Origin of the sequence: Brachybacterium sp. ACRRE (genome assembly GCF_022346485.1) — a bacterium.
Classification (GTDB): domain Bacteria; phylum Actinomycetota; class Actinomycetes; order Actinomycetales; family Dermabacteraceae; genus Brachybacterium; species Brachybacterium halotolerans.
Window position 1 is genome coordinate 56,545 of sequence record NZ_JAKRMO010000008.1, and the last position, 17,027, is coordinate 73,571.

Below are 17,027 nucleotides of genomic sequence, written 5' to 3' on the forward strand. Positions count from 1 at the left end.
GGGTCGAATCTACCGCCGGGGGCCGACGGACGGCGCCCGCCGCGCCCCGTCGGCGCGCGCCTCGTCGGCCCGCCTCTCGTCAGCCCGCATCTCGTCGGCCCGCATCTCGTCAGCCCGTGCCCCGTCGGACGATGCGGGTTCAGGCCCGGCGCGCGACGGCGAAGATCCTGCGGAACGGGAGCACGACCCCGTGGCCGTCGTCGGGGTAGGCCTCGCGCAGCCGCTCCTTGAACGCGGCGACGAAGCGCTCTCGCAGAGCGGGCGGCAGGGCCTGCAGCGTGGGCCGCGCCCCCGTGCCGCTGACCCACTCGAAGACCGGGTCCTCGCCGTGCAGGACGTGCAGGTAGGTCGTCTCCCAGGCGTCGACCTCGCAGCCGGCTCCCTGGAGCGCGCGCAGATAGGTCGCGGCGTCGTGGGAGGCGGGGCTCGCGATGCCCTCGACGTGCTCGGCGAAGGGGTGCTGCGAGGCGAGATCGCGGCGGATCGTGTGGCTGGGCTCGTCAAAATTGCCCGGCACCTGCATGGCGAACCAGCCGCCGGGTGCGACCTGGTCGATCAGCTGCGGGAGCAGGCCGAGGTGGCCGGGGACCCACTGCAGGGCGGCGTTGGTCACCAGGACGTCGACCGGCCGCGGGGCGCGCCAGGTGCTGAGGTCCGCGAGCTCGGCGCGCACGCCGTCGACCGTCGCGGCGCGCTCGATCATCGCGGGGCTCGAGTCCACGGCGACCACCTCCGCCTCGGGCCAGCGCCGGGTGAGCAGGGCGGTGAGCGTCGCGGGCCCGGCGCCGAGGTCGACGACGAGGCCCGGCGCCTGCGCGCCGATGCGCGAGGTGAGGTCGATGAACGGTCGGCCGCGCTCGTCGCCGAAGGCGAGGTACTGCGAGGGGCTCCAGGTGTGCGGCGGGACGGGAGCTGGGGGCGTCATCGGGACTCCATCCGTGAGTGCGGGGCTGTTGCGGGCCTGTGCGGTGCCGTGCGGTGCGGCCCGGTGCAGGGCGACCCTGCGCAGTGCGGCACGGCGCACACCCACTTTATCTTGATATCAAGAGAGTTTCGGCGGGACCGCGGAATCCAGCGAGGCGGCGGCCTCCGCGAGGGCCGTGCGCAGCGCCCGTGTGGCCGGGTGATCACGGCGGCCGCTGCGCACCGCCGTATGGACCCGCCGACGGGGCGCACCGTCGAGCTCGAGGAGCCTCGCCGACCCCAGGTGCTCGCGCGCCACGAGTCCGGGGATGATCGCGACCGCATGTCCCGAGCGCACCAGATGCGCCTGCAGGAGCAGGTCGATGGTCTCGAAGCGCACGCGCGGCTCGACGCCGAGCCCGCGCAGGTGGTTGCGCACCCAGACGCCCGGCATGACGGTCTCCGGGTCCGCCGTCCAACTGGCGTCGGCGAGGTCCTCGATTCCTTCCGGGTCGCACCATGGGCCCGACGACGGGACGGCCAGCAGGAGCGGGTCCTCGAGCAGCGGCTCCCGCTGGACGCCCGGTCTGTGCGGCTCGTCGAGCCCGGGGTACTCCTCCCCCAGCACCAGATCGAACTCATGGGCGAGGAGCCCCTCGTAGGCGGGCTCGACCTCCCGCTGGTGGACCTCGATCTGCAGATCGGGATGCTCGGCCGAGAGCACCGTGAGCGCAGGCGGGATGAGCGAGAGCATCACCGATTGGAACGAGGCGACCCGCAGCACGCCGGAGAGCGCGGGCCGGGTCGCGGCGAGATCGGACTCGGCGCGCTCGACGCCCTCCAGGAGCACGGCGGCGTGCTCGGCGAGGACGCGTCCCGCGTCGGTGAGCACGAGGCGCCTGCCCACCTGCTCTGTGAGGCGCGTCCCGGTCTCCTTCTCCAGCTGGGCGAGCTGCTGGGAGACGGCCGACGGCGAGTACGAGAGGCTGCGCGCGACCGCACCGACGGTGCCGAGGCGTGCGAGCTCGTGCAGCGTGCGCAGCCGGGAGAGGTGGAGCATCGGACCTCCTGGAGCCTTCGACCGACCATTCAGCAACGCTTCACGATATCGCGCACGGATCCTTGCGCTGCTGATCTTCCACGTGCGAGCGATCGAGCGGAGAATCGATCCGTGACCTCCTCGTCCGTGCACTCCACCGCCGCTGCGCAGCCCGGCGTGGCCCCGACCGCATCCGCGCAGCCCGCCCCCTCGTCCCCCGTCGCTCCCGCGGTGCTCATGATCCTGGGCTCGTGCACCTCCCTGCAGTTCGGGGCGGCGCTCGCCGCGCAGCTGTTCCCCGCGCTCGGCTCGTGGGGCGTGACGTGCCTGCGCCTGGGGATCGCGGCGATCATCCTGCTGATCATCGTGCGCCCCGCAGTGCGCCGCTGGAACGGCGGTCAGTGGCGGGCGGTGCTCGCCTTCGGCCTCGCCCTCGGCGCCATGAACGGCAGCTTCTACGCGGCGATCGAGCGGATCCCGCTGGGCACCGCGGTCGCGATCGAGTTCCTGGGACCGCTCGTGCTCTCGGCGATCCTCTCGCGCCGCGTCGCCGACCTGGCCTGCGTGCTGCTCGCCCTCGCGGGCATCGGGATGTTCGGACTCGAGAGCCTCGCGGGTGCCGGGGCCCTCGATCCCGTCGGGGTCCTGTTCGCGCTGATTGCCGCCGTGTTCTGGGGGTTCTACGTGCTCGCGAGCGCGCACGTGGGCAGGCACGTCCCCGGCCAGGGCGGACTCGCGGTCGCGCTCGCGATCGGAGCGCTCGCCCTGCTCCCGCTCGGTGCCGGCGGCGTCCTCACCGCCGTCACCCGCCCCGGACTCCTGCTGCTCGCCGTGGCCACCGCCCTGCTCGCCTCGGTCATCCCCTACACCCTCGAGCTCTCGGCGCTGCGTCGACTGCCCCGGCACGTGTTCGGGATCCTGCTGAGCCTCGAGCCCGCGATCGCCACGATCGCCGGCCTGCTCCTGCTCGCACAGGTGCCCAGCGTGTACGGGCTGCTCGCCGTGGTGCTCGTGGTCGCCGCGAGCGCAGGGACCACGATCACCGCCCGGCGCGCCCAGGCCCGCGGCGCGGACGATGCGGACCGGGCGGAAGGCCGCCCCGCGCCCAGCGACGGCGAGCTCGAGACGCTCCCGGCCGACGAGTACCCCGCCGCGCTGTCCGTGCAGGCGATCGCCGAGCCGGAGGCCGTCACCGGGCAGTTCCCGGTCCTCGACCTTCAGGAGGGCGAGGCCGACGAGGATCACGGGCACTCTGCCCGTCCCTGACGCCCGCCGGGCTCGGATCGCTCCGAGTCAGCAGTCCGCGACGGCGCTGCTCCAGCCCCGTGCGACGAGCTCGCGCAGCACGTCCTCGTCGATGTCCTTGAGACCGTTGACGTACACGCAGCCCGCGCCGCGTCGGTGCCTGCCGAGCGTCTCGAGCAGCGCCGACGCCCCGACATCGCTCTGCAGGCCGTACAGGGAGATCGCGGCCTTCCGTGGGCTGAAGCCGACGCGGAACCAGGTGCCGTGCGAGGTGCGGCCGTGATACTCCTCCTCGCCGTAGCCGATCATGCTCGGGCCCCACATGACGGGGGTCGCCCCGGTCACCTCGCCGAACAGGTCGAGCAGACGGGCGCCCTCCTCACGGCGGCGCGACGTCGGGAGCTGTGCGCAGTAGGCGACGGGATCCTCCTGCGTCGGCTGCGTCTTCACCTCGTGGGCCATGGCGCGAGCCTACTCAGACGCCAGGAGCTGGAGGGCACGCGGAGCGGCGGCCTGCCAGAGGTCGGCCTCCGTTCATGGGCCGTGCGGTGTCGTGGAAGGGCCGTGGGTGGGGAGCCGTGGCTTATATGCCACGGCTCCCCACCAGTGGCCCGTGAAGGACACGTCGGCCCGTGGAGGACACGTCGTCGGGCCGTGGAGAACACGTCGGGCCGAGAAGTCCGTCTCACGAGGGGACGCGAAGGGGCCGACGGGAATGCCCCCGTCGGCCCCTTCCACGGCACGATGCAGCGCCCGGTCAGCCCTTCGCGCGCTCGGCCCGGTTCAGCGCCGACACGATGGCCTGCAGCGAGGCGCGGGTGATCGAGCCGTCGATGCCGACGCCCCAGAAGATCCGCTCCCCGATCTCGCACTCGATGTACGAGGCGGCCAGGGAGTCGTCGCCCTCGGTCAGCGCGTGCTCGGCGTAGTCGAGGATGCGCAGCTGCACGCCCTGGCCCGCCAGGGCCTTGACGAAGCCGTCGAGCGGGCCGTTGCCGTACCCCTCGACGGTCTCCTCGTGGTCGTCCACGCGCAGCTCGACGGTGATGCGGTCCGAGCCCTCGCCGGCCGACTCCTGGTGCACGCCGTGGAAGCCGAAGCGCCCCCAGGTGCGGGCCGGGTCCTGCGCGGGCAGGTACTCGTCGGTGAAGCAGTCCCACAGAGAGGCCGCGGAGACCTCGCCGCCCTCGGAGTCGGTGATGTTCTGGACGATGCCGGAGAACTCGATCTGCAGACGCCGCGGCAGGTCCAGGCCGTGCTCGGTGCGCAGCAGGTAGGCCATGCCGCCCTTGCCGGACTGCGAGTTCACGCGGATCACGGCCTCGTAGGAGCGGCCGATGTCCTTGGGGTCGACGGGCAGGTAGGGCACCCGCCAGACCATGTCGTCGATCTGCTTGCCGGCGGCCTCGGCGTCGGAGCCCATGCGGTCCAGGCCCTTCTTGATGGCGTCCTGGTGGGAGCCCGAGAAGGCCGTGAACACGAGGTCGCCGCCGTAGGGGACGCGCTCGGGCACGCGCATCTGGTTGCAGTGCTCGACGGTGCGGCGCACCTCGTCGAGGTCGCTGAAGTCGATCTGCGGGTCCACGCCCTGGCTGAACAGGTTCAGGCCCAGGGTCACCAGGTCCACGTTGCCGGTGCGCTCGCCGTTGCCGAACAGGCAGCCCTCGATGCGGTCGGCGCCGGCCATGTAGCCGAGCTCGGCGGCGGCGACGCCCGTGCCGCGGTCGTTGTGGGGGTGCAGGGACAGCACGATGGCCTCGCGGGGCTCCAGGTGGCGGCTCATCCACTCGATCGAGTCGGCGTAGACGTTCGGGGTCGCCATCTCGACGGTCGCCGGCAGGTTCACGATCATCTTGCGCTCGGGGGTGGGCTTGATGATCTCGGCGACCGCGTTGCACACGCGCACCGCGTACTCGAGCTCGGTGCCCGTGAAGGACTCCGGCGAGTACTGGTAGGTGATCTGCGTGTCCGGGACGGTCTCCTCGTACTTCTTGCAGAGCAGGGCGCCCTGCACGGCGATGTCGAGCACGCCGTCCTCGTCGGAGCGGAAGACCACGTCGCGCTGCACGATCGAGGTCGAGTTGTACAGGTGGACGACGGCCCGCTTCGCCCCGGCGATCGCCTCGTAGGTGCGCTCGATGAGGTGCTCGCGCGACTGGGTGAGCACCTGGATCGAGACGTCCTCGGGGATCCGGTCCTCCTCGATGAGCGTGCGCACGAAGTCGAAGTCGGTCTGGCTCGCGGCGGGGAACCCGACCTCGATCTCCTTGTACCCCATGCGCACGAGCAGCTCGAACATCCGCAGCTTGCGCTCGGCGTTCATGGGGTCGATGAGGGCCTGGTTGCCGTCGCGCAGGTCGACCGCGCACCAGCGCGGGGCGCGGGTGATGCGCACGTCGGGCCAGGTGCGATCGGGCAGCTCCGCGCGGATCTGCTCGTGGAAGGGCAGGTACTTGTGGATCGGCATGCCCGAGGGCTGCTGGGGCGTCTCGCCGTCGGAGCCGACGACGGGGAGCGACGGGTCGGCGGTCGCGGCGCGGGCCGGTACCGGGGGAACCGCCCCGGTGTGCGCGTCGGTGCGGGGATCAGCGGGGGCCGACGGGGCGCTCGCGCCGGAGGCGGAGGGCTGGGAGGTGCTGGTCGCAGTGGTGTTCACGGAAGATCCTTCGTCTGCTGATGCGGGTCGCCGGGTGGGCAGAGGAGCAGCCGCGGCGAGGTCCCGGCGTATCAGGCCTCGACGCGGCGGCTAAGCAGGAGGATCGTTCCCAGCACGTGAGTCACCGTACACCCGGTGCCGCGCGACCGATCCCCGTCTCAGAATCCGAGCCGCCCGAGCTGGCGGGGGTCGCGCTGCCAGTCCTTGGCGACCTTGACGCGCAGGTCCAGGTGCACCGAGCGGCCGAGCAGCTGATTGATGCCGGCGCGTGCGTGGGAGCCGACCTCCCGCAGCCGGGAGCCGCCGCGGCCGATGATGATGCCCTTCTGGCTGTCGCGCTCGACGAAGAGGCTCGCCCGCACCACCAGGCGCCCCTCTCCGGGGGCGACCTCGGCGAAGGGGTCGCCGTCGGGATCGGTCTCGGCGATCTCCTCGACCACCACGGCGATCGAGTGCGGGAGCTCGTCGCGCACGCCCTCGAGGGCCGCCTCGCGGATGAGCTCGGCGATGCGGTCCTCGTCGCTCTCCTCGGTGAGCTGCCCGTCGGGGTACAGCTGCGGGCTCTCCGGCAGGAGGCCGGCGATCACGCCGACGAGGTCGTCGATCTGGCGCCCGGTGACGGCGCTGATCGGGACGATCGCGTCGACGTCGAGCAGCTGGTCGACGTCCATGAGGTGCTCGGCGATCCGTTCGGGACGCACCAGGTCGCACTTGGTGACGATCGCGACCACCTTCGGCCCGCGTCGCCCCTGGCGCATCTCGGCGAGGTCCTCGGCGATGAAGCGGTCGCCGGGGCCGATCTTCTGATCGGCGGGCAGGCAGAAGCCCACCACGTCGACCTCCGTCAGTGTCTCGCGCACGAGGTCGTTCAGGCGCTCCCCCAGCAGCGTGCGCGGGCGGTGCACCCCGGGGGTGTCCACGAGGATGATCTGGGCGTCCTCGCGGGTGAGGATGCCGCGGATCGCACGGCGCGTGGTCTGCGGCTTGGAGGAGGTGATCGCGACCTTCTCCCCCACCAGGGCGTTGGTGAGCGTCGACTTGCCGACGTTCGGCCGGCCGACGAGCGCGACGAACCCGGCGCGATGCTCCGCGACGCCGCCCGCCTCGCCGGGCCCGCTGGCCCCGTCCGTCCTGTCGGCCCCGTCGGCCTCGCCGCTCCCGATGACGCTCTCAGGCATGGTGCTCCTCCTCGGAGGCGGCGGCGCCGCTCTCGTCCTCGTGCGCTGCGACGACGGGCACCGCGCCGGTGCGGGTGTCCTCTCGCTCGTCCTTGGGTGTGCGGCTGACGAGCACGGTCGCGAGCTGCTTGCGGCGCCCGCCGGTGCGGTCGGCCTCCAGATGCAGGCCCAATGCGTCGGCCTCCGCGCCGAGGATCGGGATGCGCCCGAGCGCCTTGGCGAGAAGGCCGCCCACGGTGTCGACGTCCTCGTCCTCGATGTCGAGGCCGAAGAGCTCGCCGGCGGCCCCGATGCTCTCCCGCGCCGGGACGCGGAACACGCCCTCGCCGAGCTCCTCGATGCGCAGCTCGGCGCGGTCGTGCTCGTCCGCGATCTCGCCCACGATCTCCTCGAGGACGTCCTCGATGGTGACCATCCCGGAGACGCCGCCGTACTCGTCGACGAGGATCGCGATGTGCACGCGGCGGGTCTGCATCGCGTGCAGCACCTCGTCGGCCCCGAGGAACTCGGGCAGCACCATCGGTGCGCGCATGATCTCGGCGACGGGCCGCTCGGGGCGGGGGTCCCACGGCGAGTGGATCGTGCGCATGACGTCCTTGACGTAGAGCACGCCCTGGAGGTCGTCGACCGTCTCGCCGACCACGGGGATCCGGGAGTACCCGGAGCGGACGAACAGCCGCATGGCCTTCTCCGCGGTGGTGTCCGCGGTGACCGTGACGATGTCCGTGCGCGGGACCATGATCTCGCGCACGAGCGTGTCCCCGAGGTCGAAGACGCCCTGGATCATGTCGCGCTCGGAGTCCTCGAGCTCCTCGTTCTCCATGGCCCGGTCCACGTACTGGCGCAGCTCCGCCTCGGTCGCGTACGGGCCGCCGGAGATCTTGCCGCCCGGCGTGAAGGCCGAGCCCACATGGATCATGAGGCGCGCGAGCGGGCCGAGGAGGCTGCGCACCACGCCGATCAGGCCCGAGAGCAGCGTGGAGAAGCGCTCGGGCCGGCGCCGTCCCACCGTGCGCGGGGACACCGAGACCACGAGGAAGGAGCCGACGACGGCGATCGCCACGGAGATCAGGGTGGGCAGCACCCAGCCGTCCATGGTCTCGAACACGATCGCGGTGATCGCGACGGCCATGATCGACTCGGAGATCACGCGGCCCAGGCTGATCGCGGCGAGGGTGTGCGGGGCGTCCTCGTGCTGGTGGAGCACGCGGCGGCGCACGCGCTCGGGGGCCTCGGCCTCCTCGAGGTGGCGCTCGAGGGCCGCGCGGGACGTGCCCAGCAGCGCGGCGTCGGCCGCGGAGAGCAGACCGCCGCAGACCATGCCGAGCACGGCCAGGGGGATGAGGACGAGGAGCAGCGCCGTCACTCGGCGTCCTGGCCGCGCGTGGAGAGGAAGGTCAGCAGCAGGCGACGCTGGAGGTCGAACATGACCTTCTTCTCGTCCTCCTCGGCGTGGTCGTAGCCCATGAGATGGAGCATGCCGTGGGTGGCCAGCAGCAGCATCTCCTCGACTGCGCTGTGCCCGGAGGAGGCGGCCTGCTTGGCGGCGACGCTCGGGCAGATCGCGATGTCTCCGAGGAGACCCTCGGGGGCGGCCTGGTCCTCGGTGCCCGGCGTGAGCTCGTCCATGGGGAAGCTCAGCACGTCCGTCGGCCCCGGCTCGTCCATCCACTGGATGTGGAGCTGCTCCATGGCCGACTCGTCCACGAAGAGGATCGAGAGCTCGGTGAGCGGGTGCATCCGCATCTTCTCGAGCACGAAGCGCGCGAGGTCGACGAACTCGCGCTCGTCGATGCGGGTGGTGGTCTCGTTGCGGACCTCGATGCTCATCGGCCGGTGCTCCTGCTCTCGTGCCGGCGCTGGCCGGATCCTCCGCGGCCCCCGGAGGAGCCCCTGCTCGTGCGTCCGCCCGCGCCACCGGGACCGCCGCGCCCGTCGCGGCCGCCGATCTCCCAGCGGCCGTAGGCCTCGACGATCTCGGAGACCAGGCGGTGGCGCACGACGTCCTGCGGTGTGAGGCGGCAGAAGGAGATGTCGTCGATCCCCTGCAGGACCTGCTCGACGACCTTGAGGCCGCTGGGCTGGCCGCCGGGGAGGTCGACCTGGGTGACGTCGCCGGTGACGACCATCGTCGAGTTGAAGCCGAGACGCGTGAGGAACATCTTCATCTGCTCGGGGCTCGTGTTCTGGGCCTCGTCGAGAATGATGAAGGCGTCGTTCAGGGTGCGCCCTCGCATGTACGCCAGCGGCGCCACCTCGATGGTGCCGGCGCCCATCAGCCGCGGGATCGACTCGGGGTCGAGCATGTCGTGCAGGGCATCGTAGAGCGGGCGCAGGTAGGGGTCGATCTTCTCGTTGAGCCCGCCCGGGAGGAATCCGAGCCGCTCCCCCGCCTCGACCGCGGGCCGAGTGAGGATGATGCGCTCGACCTGCTTGCTCAGGAGCATGCGCACCGCGACGGCGACGGCGAGGTAGGTCTTGCCGGTGCCGGCGGGGCCGATGCCGAAGGTCACCGTCGAGTTCTCGACGGCGTCGATGTACTGCTTCTGGCCCAGGGTCTTGGGGCGGATCGTGCGCCCGCGCGAGGAGAGAACGGCCTGCGAGAGGACGGTGTCGATGCGCTCGCCGGCGGCGCGCTCGTCGCCGTAGAGAGCGGCCGCGCGGCCGACGGCCTCGGGGGTGACGGTCTGGCCCTGCTGGGCGATCTGGATGAGCGAGCGCACGATGTGCTCGCCGCGGCGCACCGCGTCGGCGGTGCCGCGCAGCGTGACGCGGTGCCCGCGCACGACGATGTCGGCCTCCGGGACCGCCCCCTCGAGGGCGTCCAGGGCGCTGTCGGACTCGCCGAGCACCTGCAGGGGGCTGAGGTGGTCGGGGATCGAGAGGTGCCTCTCGGTGACGGAGGGCTCGGGGCCCGGTGCGGGAGTGGCGGGGTCGCTCACATCTCTCCTTCTGCGAGCTCTCCGCCCGCGAGCACGTGCGCGTGCACGTGGAAGACGGTCTGGCCGGCGTGGGCGCCGGTGTTGAAGACGAGTCGGAAGTCTCCGTCGGCGAGGTCGGCGGCGAGGTCGCCGGCCACGGAGGCCACGTGGGCCAGCAGGGACGGCTCGGTCGCGAGCTCGCGGACGTCGCGCAGGTGGGTGCGCGGCACGACGAGGACGTGGACGGGGGCCTTCGGCGAGAGGTCCTTGAAGGCGATCACCGACTCGTCCTCGTGGACGCGCTCGGAGGGGATCTCCCCCGCGACGATCCTGCAGAAGACGCACTCGGGGTCGACGCGGATCGCGGCCGCGGAGCCGGGCGTCGGGGCGCTGGCGGACTCGGTGCTCATCATGGTCCCGATTCTACGGGCCACGGGCCGACCGGGCATGCGCGTGGGGTCGACCACAGCTGGTTCATGATCCTGGCTTTCGACGGTCCCAAGGAGTTGACTGTCCCCGACTGGTTCAGTTGTCAACTACTTTCGTGAGGTCCCCGGAATGCCCAAGCTCGGAATCATCCTCTCCAGCGCCCGCCCGAACCGCGTCGCCGACCATGTGGCGCGCTGGGTCGCCGATGCGGTCGACGACCGCTTCGAGGTGGACCTGATCGACCTGCGCGAGGTCGCGCTGCCCGCCTTCGACGAGCCGCAGTCCCCGAAGTCCGGGGCCGACAAGACCACCGACCACGGCCGGACCTGGGGCGAGCGCATCGCCGCCCTCGATGCCGCCGTGATCCTCACCCCGCAGTACAACGGCTCCTACCCCGGCGCCCTGAAGAACGCCGTCGACTTCCTCTACGGCGAGTGGAGCGGCCTGCCGCTGCTGCTCATCGGCTACGGCTGGAACGCGGCGAACGAGGTGCTGCCGCTCCTGGAGACCCTCATGACCCGCGTCGGCGCCGACGTCGTCGACACGCTCGGGCTCGGCTTCCGCGAGGACCTCTCGCTCGAGGGCGAGCTGTTCGTCGCCGAGGAGAAGGTGGCCCGTCTGGCCGCGGACCTCGCCTCCCTCGAGGAGAAGGCGCTGCAGCCGGCCGCCTGACGCGCGCGCCGCGCGCTGGGAAGCGCGCGCTGGTGTGGAGCACCATCGAACACCGGGAGGGCCCGGGACCCCAGAGGTACCGGGCTTTCTCCGTTCGCTGTCCCCCGCTCAGAGGACTGCGCTCAGCCCCAGCGGCCGATCAGTGCGCTGATCACGGAGAGGGCCGCAGGGCCCGCGGTCGAGGAGCGCAGCACCTCGGGGCCCAGCAGCACGGAGCGCGCACCGGCCTCTTTCAGCTGCGCGAGCTCCTCCGGGGAGATCCCGCCCTCGGGCCCGACGACCACCACGATCTCGGGCACCCCGGCAGGCACCTCGTCGGCCCGCAGGGCGCGCAGCTCCTCGGCGAGCCCCATGAGCCCCACCGACTCCTGCTCGTGCAGCACGAGGAGCATGGCGCCCGCCGCGGAGCGCGCACGCAGATCCTCGACGAGCTGGGCGCTGGTCCGGGCCTCGTCGACCGCGGGGATGCCGCGCCGGCGGCACTGCTTGACGGCAGCGCGCACGGTGTTCTCCCAGCGCGCGCGGCCTTTGCGCAGCTTCTCGCCCATCCAGACGGACACCGAGCGCTGCGCGATCCAGGGCGTCACCCTGTCCACGCCGAGCTCGGTCGCCGACTCGATCGCCTGCTCGTCGCGTCCGCCGGTGGCCAGCGCCTGCACGAGGGCGAGGCGCGGTGAGCGGGTGACCGGATCCGAGGGCGCCTCGAGCAGACGCAGGGACAGCTCCTCCTTGCGCGCCTCGGTCACCTCGGCGCGGGCCTGACGGCCGTCCGCGTCGCTCAGCAGGATCCGCTCCCCCGTGCGGATGCGCGCGACCTTCGCCGCGTGCCTGCCCTCCTCGCCGGAGAGGTCGTAGCGCGACCCCTCGTCGAGAGCCGCGAGGGCGTCGTCGAGCACGAGGAAGGCGGCGGGGGTGTCGGGCACGGGATGGCTCCTCGGCGGATCGGGTCTCAGCGCTCGCGGAGGCGATCGCGCAGCTTGCCGAACATACCGTGCGATCCGCGCCGGCCGGAGCTGGCGGCGGGCTTCTCCTCGTCGCGGACGCTCGCGAGCTTCTCGAGCAGCTCGCGCTGCTCGTCGTCGAGCCGGGTGGGGATCTGCACGTCGAGCTCGACGCGGATGTCGCCGCGGGTGCTGCGGCGCAGCGGGGTGACGCCGAGGCCCTTGAGGACGATCTCGTCCTCGGGCTGGCTGCCCGCCTGGATCTCCACGGTGCGCTCGCCGTCGAAGGTCTCCAGGGGGATGCTCGCGCCGAGCGCGGCGGCGGTCATCGGGACCCGCAGACGGGTCACGAGGTCCGTGCCCTCGCGCACGAAGACGTCGTGCTCGGCGACGGAGAGCTCGACGAAGAGGTCGCCCGCGGGGCCGCCGGCCTCGCCGACCTCGCCCTCTCCGCGCAGCTGGATGCGGGTGCCGTCCTCGACGCCCGCGGGGATCCGCACGGTCACGGTGCGCTCGCTGGGAGTGCGGCCGTGGCCGGAGCACTGGGTGCAGGGCGACTCGATGACGTCGCCGTGGCCGCCGCAGACGGGGCACGGCGCCATCGTCACCATCTGGCCGAGCAGCGACTGCGCGACGCGCTGGACGTGGCCGCTGCCGCTGCAGTTGGTGCAGCGGGTGGGGCTCGTGCCGGGCTCGCAGCAGGAGCCCTGGCAGCGATCGCAGGCGACGGCGGTGCGGAAGGTGACGTCCTGCTCGGTGCCGAAGACGACGTCGCGCAGGCTCACCTCGGTGCGCCGCAGCACGTCGCCTCCGCGGCGCTGGCGCGGGGTGGGACCCTGCCCGCGGCCGCGCATGCCCGAGGCGCCGGCGAACATGTCGAAGATGTCCGAGAAGTCGAAGGACGCCCCGCCGGGGAACCCGCCCATGCCGGGGCCGCCGCCCATGTCGTACTGGCGGCGGCGGTCGGGGTTCGAGAGGGTCTCGTAGGCCTGGGAGACCCGCTTGAACTTCTCCTGCGCCTCGGGGTCGGGGTTGACGTCCGGGTGCAGGGAGCGGGCGAGCTTGCGGTAGGCCTTCTTGATCTCGTCGGTCGAGGCCTCGCGGCTGACGCCGAGCAGCTCGTAGTAGTCGTCGTTCACGAAGGGGTCCTTGCTGTGGCGGTGGTTCGGTGGGGCGCGGGCGGAAGCGTCGGGAGCCTCATCACGGGGACGAGCATCAGCCCAGGAAGCGGGAGACGTAGCGCGCGAGGGCCTGGACGGTGGAGATGCCGGTCACGTAGTCCATCCGGGTGGGGCCGAGGATCGCCAGGTGCGAGCCGTCACGGTACCCGGCGCCCACGAGGGACGCCTGGGCGAGCGCGTGCTCGGGGATCTCCTGGCCGATGCGCACCTCGACCGCTCCGGGCTCGGCGCGCATCGAGCCCAGCAGGCGCAGCAGCACGAGCTGCTCCTCGAGCACGTCCAGGAGCGGCTCGACCTGCGTGGTGAAGTCCCCTGCCGAGCGCGCGAGGTTCGCGGCGCCGGCCATGATGATGCGGTCCTCGGTGCGGCTGTCGGCGAGGCCCAGCAGGGCGTCGACGACCTCGCGGCACGCCTCCTGTGCCCCGGCGGGGCTGCGGGTGACGAGCTCGGCGAGCGGATCGTGGAGGTCGGTGACCTCGCGGCCGACGACGGCCTGGTTCATGCGTGCGCGCAGGTCCGCGTAGAAGTCCGTGTCGAACTCGACGGAGCGCCCTGCGAGCAGCGGGATGGTGCGCTGGTCGACCTGGCCGGACTCGGTGATGAGGACGACGAGCAGGAGCGCGTCAGCCACCTTCACGAGCTCGACGTGGCGCACCCGGGCCTGCCGCACCGCCGGGTACTGCACGAGCGCGACCTGGTGGGTGAGCTGGGCGAGCAGACGGACCGTGCGCGTCAGCAGCTCGTCCAGGTCGCCCGCGTCGTCGAGGAAGGAGCGGATCGCGCGCTTCTCCGGCGAGGACAGCGGCTTGATCGCGGCGACGTGGTCGACGAAGGCGCGATAGCCCTTGTCGGTGGGGACCCGGCCGGCGGAGGTGTGGGGCTGGGTGATCAGCCCCTCCTCCTCGAGCAGCGACATGTCATTGCGGACCGTCGCCGCCGAGACCCCCAGATCGTGGCGGTCCAGCAGGGACTTCGAGCCCACGGGCTCGCGAGTGGCGACGTAGTCCTCGACGATCGCGCCCAGGATCTGCAGCCTGCGCTCCTCCACGTGCTCACCTCCCATGCGCTGGCACTGTTCGCTTCCGAGTGCCAATCCTACGCGTCGCCGACGCCGCTCCACGAGAGGTGTTCGCCACCGGTGTACGGTGTCGGCCGTGTCACCGCGATCCTTCCCCGACCGCTACGGCCAGGACGTCCTCTCCTCGCCCGCGCCCTCCCACCACCGCCGCGCCCCGCAGGCCGCCGACGTGCCCGCGCAGCGGGATCTCGTCGTCGAGGAGGCATCCACGGGCTTCACCGGCGCGATCGTGCGCCTCGAGAAGATCGCCGGCGAGCTCGTCGTCGAGCTCGAGGACGGACGCGGCCGGCGCCGCGGCTTCCCGATGGGCCCCGGCTTCATGATCGACGGCAGGCCGGTGCGCCTGGTGCCGCCGCAGCGCGCCGCTGCCGCCGCTCCGGCCCGGCAGCGCTCCGCCTCCGGCTCCGTCTACGTGCAGGGCGCGAAGGCCCGCACCGCCCGTGCCTCGCGGATCTGGGTCGAGGGCAAGCACGACGCCGAACTGGTGCAGAAGGTGTGGGGCCACGACCTGCGCATCGAGGGCGTGGTCGTCGAGATGCTCGACGGCGCCGACAATCTCGCCGAGCGCGTGCGCGACTTCGCCCCTGGCCCGGGCCGACGCCTGGGCGTGCTGGTCGACCACCTGGTCAAGGGCTCGAAGGAGACGCGGCTTGCCGAGGAGACCATGCGCCTTCCCGGCGCGCGCGGGAACGTGCTGATCCTGGGCCACCCGTACGTCGACGTCTGGCAGGCCGTACGCCCCGCACGCGTCGGACTCCAGGCGTGGCCCCACGTGCCCCGCGGCACCGACATCAAGGTCGGGACGCTGCGGGCGCTCGGCTGGCCGCACGCCGAGCAGGCCGACATCGCCGAGGGCTGGCAGCGGATCCTCGCGACCGTCCGCTCCTACGCCGACGTGGAGCCGACCCTCTCCGGGCGCATCGAGGAGCTCATCGACTGGGTGACCACCGAGTCCTGAGCCGTGCGACGGGGGCTTTCCCCCGGGACGCGCAGCGGAACTCCCCCGCGCGCTGGCGTGATCCGCCCGATAGGCTCGTGGCGCACGTGAACCCGCTCGGCCTGCGCGACCGCGCTGCGGAGCGATCGAACCGGACGAGGAGCGATCCCATGAGCGAGAACAACGGACCCGTCGACCCGTATCGGCCGACGCAGGACGACGGCACGGACCAGCCCGGGTGGGCGGCCGACCCTGCGCAGGCCGGCGCCGCACCCGAGGGCGTCCCCGGTGACGAGGGGACGGACGCGTCCGGCGGCAGCGCATCCGCCGAGAGCACCGCCGCGGACGGGGCGGCCTCGGCGGTCGCCGCGGACGGGACGTCCGTCGATGAGGGCGGGGCCTACGCCGTGGAGAACGAGTTCTCCGCTCCGCGTCCGACGGACGACGGGCAGGCCTCGGACCCGACGTGGGGACCGGCTCCGGATCCGGCGACGACGTCCGGCGAGTCCGCGGCGTACGAGCAGGCCTCCCCCTATGGGCACCCCTCCCCCTACGGGCAGGCCACTCCGTACGGGCAGGCATCGCCCTACGGGCAGGCGTCTCCCTACGGCGCGGGCGAGGCGTCGCAGTCGTCCGCCGCGGGTGCGGCACCGGGCGGCCAGCAGAGCGGCTACGGCTACGGCCACGGCGGGCCCGCGCAGAGCTCCGGGCAGGCAGGTTCCCAGGGCGCGGCTCACCCGAACCCCGCCGATGGGCAGAGCGGATACCAGCAGAACTCCGGGTACGCGCAGAACACCGGGTACGCGCAGGGCGCGAGTGGGCAGCAGGGCGCTGGCGGACAGCAGGGCGCCTACCAGCAGATCCCGGGCCCGACCCCCGCGGGCGACTGGTCGAACACTCCCCCTCCGCACATCAAGGGCGTGTACCCGGGGCCGCTCACCGGGCAGCCGACCGCCGAGTCCGACGTGAAGCTGTGGTCGATGCTCGCGCAGCTCGCCGTGGTGATCGGGTACCTCATCAGCTTCGGCACGCTCGGCTGGCTCGGGCCGCTGATCATCTTCCTGGTCTTCAAGGACCGCAACCGCTTCATCCGCTTCAACGCGGCCGAGGCGCTGAACGCGGCGATCGCCGTGATCATCGCGGAGATCGTGCTGACGATCGTGTGCGGGATCCTCGCCCTGATCTCCCTGGGGATCCTCTCGTTCCTCTTCGTGGTGGTCGCCGTCCCCGCGGTCCTGCACATCATCTTCGCGATCATGGGCGCCGTGAAGGCGAACGACCGCCAGTGGTGGAACTACCCCATGAACATCCGCCTCGTGAAGTGAGCCGGTGGCCGCGCGAGCGGTCGCCGCGTCGGACGACGGGAGGGCCCGGGATCATCTGGTTGATCCCGGGCCCTCCCGTCGTCCGGATGATGCCGATGCCGGCACGTCGACTACCTCCAGGTGACGCCGTCCACCTCGTACTCGCGGAGACGATGGCGCATCATCTCGCGCAGCAGGTCGACCGGGACCGGCCGCCCGTACGGGAGCTTCACGGTGCCCTTGCCGGTCTCGAAGTCCTCCAGCCGCGCGTCGAAGGCCTCGCGGGTGCTGGGCGTGAAGGCCGCGTTCGCGTGCTTCGCGTGGGTGCTGACCACGAACAGGATCATGCCCTGCGGGTGCACCCAGGCGAGGTTGCCCCATTTCAGCTGCTCGCTCGCCTCGGGGACGACCTCGCGCGCGAGCTCGCGCAGCTGCTGGGCGAGCTCGAGGGCGGGGCCGTCCAGCCCGGCGAAGTACTCCTCGACGGTCTTCGGCTTCTCGGTGCGCGCGGTCATGCGGACAGTCTGGCACCGGCCCCGCGCC

The 17,027-nt window shown here is 72.3% G+C and carries 17 protein-coding genes; 4 read left to right on the forward strand and 13 right to left on the reverse strand.

Annotated features, from left to right (window positions below; all coding sequences use genetic code 11):
* Positions 1 to 139 precede the first annotated feature (139 nt).
* A complete protein-coding gene (locus MHY49_RS03940; RefSeq protein WP_239202747.1) occupies positions 140 to 925 on the reverse strand; it encodes a methyltransferase domain-containing protein in 786 nt (261 codons plus the stop codon).
* 117 nt (positions 926 to 1,042) lie between these two features.
* Positions 1,043 to 1,963: a LysR family transcriptional regulator gene (locus MHY49_RS03945; RefSeq protein ID WP_239202749.1), complete on the reverse strand. Its 921-nt coding sequence runs from the start codon at positions 1,961 to 1,963 to the stop codon at positions 1,043 to 1,045.
* Between the two features lie 111 nt (positions 1,964 to 2,074).
* Between MHY49_RS03945 and MHY49_RS03950 the strand changes: the two genes are divergently transcribed.
* Positions 2,075 to 3,208 (forward strand): DMT family transporter, encoded by a 1,134-nt coding sequence (locus MHY49_RS03950; protein WP_370645967.1) that lies wholly within the window; start codon positions 2,075 to 2,077, stop codon positions 3,206 to 3,208.
* Between the two features lie 27 nt (positions 3,209 to 3,235).
* On the opposite strand, the gene MHY49_RS03955 is transcribed toward MHY49_RS03950, so the two are convergent.
* From MHY49_RS03955 to MHY49_RS03985, 7 genes are all read right to left on the reverse strand, one after another.
* On the reverse strand, positions 3,236 to 3,649 hold the full coding sequence (locus MHY49_RS03955) for a DUF1801 domain-containing protein (protein ID WP_239202751.1): 414 nt from the start codon (positions 3,647 to 3,649) through the stop codon (positions 3,236 to 3,238).
* 295 nt (positions 3,650 to 3,944) lie between these two features.
* On the reverse strand, positions 3,945 to 5,654 hold the full coding sequence (gene leuA, locus MHY49_RS03960) for a 2-isopropylmalate synthase (RefSeq protein WP_239202810.1): 1,710 nt from the start codon (positions 5,652 to 5,654) through the stop codon (positions 3,945 to 3,947).
* Positions 5,655 to 6,001: 347 nt separating this feature from the next.
* Positions 6,002 to 7,021 (reverse strand): GTPase Era, encoded by a 1,020-nt coding sequence (gene era / locus MHY49_RS03965; RefSeq protein ID WP_239202752.1) that lies wholly within the window; start codon positions 7,019 to 7,021, stop codon positions 6,002 to 6,004.
* Complete coding sequence (locus tag MHY49_RS03970; RefSeq protein ID WP_239202755.1) at positions 7,014 to 8,387, reverse strand: hemolysin family protein; 1,374 nt, start codon at positions 8,385 to 8,387, stop codon at positions 7,014 to 7,016. Before MHY49_RS03970 ends, era begins: the two co-directional genes overlap by 8 nt.
* Entirely contained in the window at positions 8,384 to 8,851 is a 468-nt protein-coding gene (ybeY, locus tag MHY49_RS03975; protein ID WP_228358367.1) for an rRNA maturation RNase YbeY, read from the reverse strand. The genes MHY49_RS03970 and ybeY overlap by 4 nt, the downstream gene beginning before the upstream one ends.
* The gene (locus MHY49_RS03980; protein ID WP_228358366.1) at positions 8,848 to 9,963 is read right to left on the reverse strand and encodes a PhoH family protein; all 1,116 of its coding nucleotides are present in this window, start codon (positions 9,961 to 9,963) and stop codon (positions 8,848 to 8,850) included. Before MHY49_RS03980 ends, ybeY begins: the two co-directional genes overlap by 4 nt.
* Positions 9,960 to 10,352 (reverse strand): histidine triad nucleotide-binding protein, encoded by a 393-nt coding sequence (locus tag MHY49_RS03985; RefSeq protein ID WP_239202812.1) that lies wholly within the window; start codon positions 10,350 to 10,352, stop codon positions 9,960 to 9,962. The genes MHY49_RS03980 and MHY49_RS03985 overlap by 4 nt, the downstream gene beginning before the upstream one ends.
* A 148-nt stretch (positions 10,353 to 10,500) precedes the next feature.
* On the opposite strand from MHY49_RS03985, the gene MHY49_RS03990 reads away from it, so the two are divergent.
* Positions 10,501 to 11,043, forward strand: a complete 543-nt coding sequence (locus MHY49_RS03990) for an NADPH-dependent FMN reductase (protein ID WP_239202757.1) — start codon at positions 10,501 to 10,503, stop codon at positions 11,041 to 11,043.
* 122 nt (positions 11,044 to 11,165) lie between these two features.
* Here MHY49_RS03990 and MHY49_RS03995 read toward each other — a convergent pair whose 3' ends face one another.
* The 3 genes from MHY49_RS03995 to hrcA form a co-directional block, all read right to left on the reverse strand.
* Positions 11,166 to 11,966 carry a 16S rRNA (uracil(1498)-N(3))-methyltransferase gene (locus tag MHY49_RS03995; RefSeq protein WP_239202763.1) on the reverse strand — a complete coding sequence of 267 codons (801 nt, stop codon included), beginning with the start codon at positions 11,964 to 11,966 and terminating at the stop codon, positions 11,166 to 11,168.
* A 26-nt stretch (positions 11,967 to 11,992) separates the two neighbouring features.
* Positions 11,993 to 13,123, reverse strand: a complete 1,131-nt coding sequence (gene dnaJ, locus MHY49_RS04000) for a molecular chaperone DnaJ (RefSeq protein WP_239202765.1) — start codon at positions 13,121 to 13,123, stop codon at positions 11,993 to 11,995.
* 76 nt (positions 13,124 to 13,199) lie between these two features.
* On the reverse strand, positions 13,200 to 14,228 hold the full coding sequence (gene hrcA, locus MHY49_RS04005; protein WP_239202767.1) for a heat-inducible transcriptional repressor HrcA: 1,029 nt from the start codon (positions 14,226 to 14,228) through the stop codon (positions 13,200 to 13,202).
* 82 nt (positions 14,229 to 14,310) lie between these two features.
* Between hrcA and MHY49_RS04010 the strand changes: the two genes are divergently transcribed.
* Together MHY49_RS04010 and MHY49_RS04015 are read left to right on the forward strand one after the other, a co-directional pair.
* The gene (locus tag MHY49_RS04010) at positions 14,311 to 15,201 is read left to right on the forward strand and encodes a DUF3097 domain-containing protein (RefSeq protein WP_239202769.1); all 891 of its coding nucleotides are present in this window, start codon (positions 14,311 to 14,313) and stop codon (positions 15,199 to 15,201) included.
* Positions 15,202 to 15,350: 149 nt separating this feature from the next.
* Entirely contained in the window at positions 15,351 to 16,505 is a 1,155-nt protein-coding gene (locus MHY49_RS04015) for a DUF4870 domain-containing protein (protein ID WP_239202771.1), read from the forward strand.
* Between the two features lie 110 nt (positions 16,506 to 16,615).
* Here MHY49_RS04015 and MHY49_RS04020 read toward each other — a convergent pair whose 3' ends face one another.
* Entirely contained in the window at positions 16,616 to 16,999 is a 384-nt protein-coding gene (locus tag MHY49_RS04020; RefSeq protein ID WP_239202773.1) for an iron chaperone, read from the reverse strand.
* Between the last annotated feature and the right edge of the window lie 28 nt (positions 17,000 to 17,027).

Excerpts from the sequence above, each read along its gene's own strand:
- MHY49_RS03955 (WP_239202751.1), bottom strand. The coding sequence starts at position 3,649 with ATGGCCCACGAGGTGAAGACGCAGCCGACGCAGGAGGATCCCGTCGCC.
- MHY49_RS03940 (WP_239202747.1), bottom strand. The coding sequence starts at position 925 with ATGACGCCCCCAGCTCCCGTCCCGCCGCACACCTGGAGCCCCTCGCAG.
- MHY49_RS03945 (WP_239202749.1), bottom strand. The coding sequence starts at position 1,963 with ATGCTCCACCTCTCCCGGCTGCGCACGCTGCACGAGCTCGCACGCCTC.
- hrcA (WP_239202767.1), bottom strand. The coding sequence starts at position 14,228 with ATGGGAGGTGAGCACGTGGAGGAGCGCAGGCTGCAGATCCTGGGCGCG.
- ybeY (WP_228358367.1), bottom strand. The coding sequence starts at position 8,851 with ATGAGCATCGAGGTCCGCAACGAGACCACCACCCGCATCGACGAGCGC.
- MHY49_RS04020 (WP_239202773.1), bottom strand. The coding sequence starts at position 16,999 with ATGACCGCGCGCACCGAGAAGCCGAAGACCGTCGAGGAGTACTTCGCC.
- MHY49_RS03990 (WP_239202757.1), top strand. The coding sequence starts at position 10,501 with ATGCCCAAGCTCGGAATCATCCTCTCCAGCGCCCGCCCGAACCGCGTC.
- era (WP_239202752.1), bottom strand. The coding sequence starts at position 7,021 with ATGCCTGAGAGCGTCATCGGGAGCGGCGAGGCCGACGGGGCCGACAGG.
- MHY49_RS04015 (WP_239202771.1), top strand. The coding sequence starts at position 15,351 with ATGAGCGAGAACAACGGACCCGTCGACCCGTATCGGCCGACGCAGGAC.
- leuA (WP_239202810.1), bottom strand. The coding sequence starts at position 5,654 with ATGCCGATCCACAAGTACCTGCCCTTCCACGAGCAGATCCGCGCGGAG.
- MHY49_RS03985 (WP_239202812.1), bottom strand. The coding sequence starts at position 10,352 with ATGAGCACCGAGTCCGCCAGCGCCCCGACGCCCGGCTCCGCGGCCGCG.